The sequence below is a fragment of the Mycobacterium sp. SP-6446 genome (assembly GCF_001954045.1).
Lineage (GTDB): Bacteria > Actinomycetota > Actinomycetes > Mycobacteriales > Mycobacteriaceae > Mycobacterium.
This window is the reverse complement of record NZ_MBEM01000276.1, coordinates 1-3,556: the sequence shown is the minus strand read 5'-3', so window position 1 is coordinate 3,556 and position 3,556 is coordinate 1. Positions and strand designations below refer to the sequence as shown.

Annotated in this window: 1 pseudogene; it reads left to right on the top strand. The window is 69.5% G+C overall.

From position 1 onward, the window contains the following. Positions 1-3,556: pseudogene (locus A5736_RS25480) on the top strand (amino acid adenylation domain-containing protein); the annotation flags it as partial.

Here is a 3,556-nt window from a genome sequence, read left to right as displayed (position 1 = left end):
CCAGCCGCTGCGAGGGAGAAGCCCCCGACTGGGCGCCGCTGCCGGTGCAATACGTCGACTACACGCTGTGGCAGCGCGAGCAGCTCGGTGAGCTGACCGATCCGCACAGCCGCATCGCCGCGCAGGTGGCCTACTGGGAGGACGCCCTGGCCGGGATCCCCGAGCAGTTGCAGCTTCCCACCGACCGGCCCTATCCGGCGGTTGCCGATCAGCGCGGCGCCCGTGTCGAGGTGGACTGGCCGGCCGACTTGCAGCAGCGGGTGCGTGAAGTGGCGCGCGAGCACGGCGCGACGAGCTTCATGGTGGTGCAAGCCGCGCTGGCGGTGCTGCTGTCCAAGCTCAGCGGAAGCAGCGATGTCGCAATCGGTTTCCCGATAGCCGGGCGTCGCGATCCCGCGCTGACCGACTTGGTCGGTTTCTTCGTCAACACCTTGGTGCTGCGCGTCGATCTGGCCGGGGATCCCACCGTCGAGGAATTGCTCGACCAGGTGCGCGAGCGCAGCCTGGCCGCCTACGAGCACCAAGACGTGCCCTTCGAAGTGCTTGTCGAGCGGCTGAACCCCACCCGAAGCCTGAGTCATCACCCGCTGATCCAGGTGGCGTTGGCCTGGCAGAACCTTGCCGGGCAGGACAACGATCCCGCGGCCGCGTGGGCGCTGGGTGATCTACGGGTTATGCAGGTTCCGGCCGAGGCCGACACCGCTCGCATGGATCTGGTGTTCGGCTTGGCCGAGCGTTGGACCGAGTCCGGTGAGCCCGCCGGGATCGGCGGGGAAGTGGAGTTTCGCACCGACGTGTTCGACGCGGCCAGCATCGAGATGCTGATCGAGCGGTTGCGGCGGGTGATCGTGGCCATGACCGCCGATCTCGAAGGGCAGTCATGAGCGCCCGTTCGGGGCAGCGATTATCGGCGATCGATCTGCTCGATGAGGACGAGTTCGCCCAGCTGGATGTGTGGGGCAACAGGGCCGCATTGACCCGGCCGCCGACGGCGGCGTCGTCGATTCCTTCTTTGTTCGCCGATCATGTGGCGCGCACGCCGGACGCGGCGGCGGTGACTTTCGACGGCCGCACCATGACGTATCGCGAGTTAGACGAGGCGTCGAATCGGTTGGCGCACTTGCTTTCTGGCCACGGTGCGCGGCTCGGGCAGTGCGTCGTGCTGCTGCTGCCGCGGTCGGAACGGGCGATCGTGGCGGTCTTGGCGGTATTGAAGACGGGGGCGGCCTACGTGCCGATCGACCCGGTGGTGCCCGACGCCCGGGTGCAGTTCGTGCTCGGCGATGCCGCGCCCGTGGCCGCGATCACCACCGCCGGGCTGATCGGCCGGTTGGACGGGCATGACGTCCCGGTCATCGACGTCAACGACCCGCGCATCGCCGCCCAGCCCACTACGGCGCTGCCGACGCCGGCACCGACGGCCGGGGATTTCGCGTACCTGATCTACACCTCCGGCACCACGGGCGTGCCCAAAGGGGTTGCGACCACCCACAGCAACGTGACGGAACTGTTGTCCACGCTGGATGGCGGTCTGCCGGCGCCTGGCGTGTGGGCGCTGTGTCACTCCTTGGCCTTTGACGTGTCGGTGTGGGAGATCTTCGGTGCGCTGCTACGTGGCGGGCGAGTGGTGGTGGCGTCCGAAAAGGTGACCGCCTCACCCGACGACTTCCACGCGTTGCTGGTTGCCGAGCGGGTCAGCGTTTTGACCCAAACCCCGACCGCGGTGGCGGCGTTGTCACCGGAGGGCGTGGAGTCGGCGTTGGTCATGGGCGGTGAGGCCTGCCCGGCCGAAGTGGTGGATCGATGGGCGCCGGGGCGGGTGATGGTCAACGGCTACGGCCCCACCGAGACCACGATGTGCGTGTCGATCAGCGCACCGCTGAAGGCGGGATCGGGGACGCCGCCAATCGGTTCGCCGGTCGATGGGGCGGCGTTGTTCGTCCTCGACGGGAAGTTGCGGCCCGTGCCCACCGGGGTGGTCGGGGAACTCTACGTGGCCGGCACCGGCGTGGCCGCCGGCTATGTCGGTCGCGCCGGGTTGACGGCGACCCGGTTTGTGGCCTGCCCCTTCGGCGGTCCGGGGATGCGGATGTATCGCACCGGCGATCGCGTGCGCTGGGGCACCGACGGGCAGCTGCAGTATGTGGGGCGCGCCGACGAACAGGTCAAGATTCGCGGCTATCGCATAGAGCTCGGCGAAGTGCAAGCCGCCCTCGCCGCCGTTGATGGGGTGGAGCAGGCGGTCGTCATCGCCCGCGAGGACCGCCCCGGCGACAAGCGCCTTGTCGGTTATGTCATCGGGACGGCGAACCCGGTCGAGATCCGCGCGGTGCTGTCCGAGCGGCTCCCCGTCTACATGGTCCCCGCGGCGGTCATCGCGATCGACGCGCTGCCGCTGACTTCCAACGGCAAGCTGGACACCCGGGCGCTTCCGGCGCCGGAATACCAGGACGGCGATCACTTCCGCGCCCCGAGCGGCCCGGTCGAGGAGACCCTGGCCGGTGTCTTTGCCCAGGTGCTCGGTCTGGCGCGGGTCGGGGCCGACGAGTCGTTCTTCGATCTGGGCGGGGACAGCATTTCGGCGATGCGCCTGATCGCCGCGATCAACACCGCCCTGGATGCCGGCCTCGCGGTGCGCACGGTGTTCGAGGCGCCGACGGTCGCCCAGTTGGCGCCCCGGATCGGTGTCGACGGCGAGGGGCCCGAGCCGTTGGTGGCCGGCCCGCGCCCCGCGGTCCTGCCGCTGTCGTTCGCCCAGTCCCGGTTGTGGTTCCTGGACCAGCTGGAGGGACCGTCACCGACCTACAACATCGGGGTGGCGTTGCGGCTGCGGGGCGAGTTTGACGTCGACGCGCTGGGCGCGGCGCTCGGCGATGTGGTGGGCCGCCATGAAAGTCTGCGCACGCTGTTCGCGGCGCCCGACGGCATGCCCGAGCAGGTGGTCGTTCCCGTCGAGCGGGCCGATTTTGGTTGGGACGTCGTCGACGCCGCCGACTGGTCGGCTAGCCGCCTGGATGAGGCCATCGGCGCGGCGGCACGTCACCCCTTCGATCTAGCCTCCGAGATCCCTTTGCGGGCAAGGCTTTTCCGCGTCGCCGAGGACGAACACGTCTTGGTGGCCGCGATGCACCACATCGCCGCCGACGGGTTGTCGGTGACCCCGCTGGTGCGGGATCTCGGTGTCGCCTATGCCAGTCGAAGTGCCGGACAGGCGCCGGAGTGGGCGCCGCTGCCGGTGCAGTACGCCGATTACACGTTGTGGCAGCGCGACCAGCTCGGTGAGCTGAGCGACCCGGACAGCCGCATCGCCGCGCAGCTGGAATTCTGGCTGGCCGCCCTGGCCGGGATGCCCGAACGCCTGGCGCTGCCCACCGACCGGCCCTACCCGCCGGTGGCCGACCACCGCGGCGCCAGTGTGCAGGTCGACTGGCCGGTCGAGCTGCAGCAGCAGGTCACCCGGCTGGCCCGTGAGCACAGCACGACCAGCTTCATGGTGATGCAGGCCGCCCTGGCCGTGTTGCTGTCCAAACTCAGCGCCAGCCCCGATGTGGCGGTG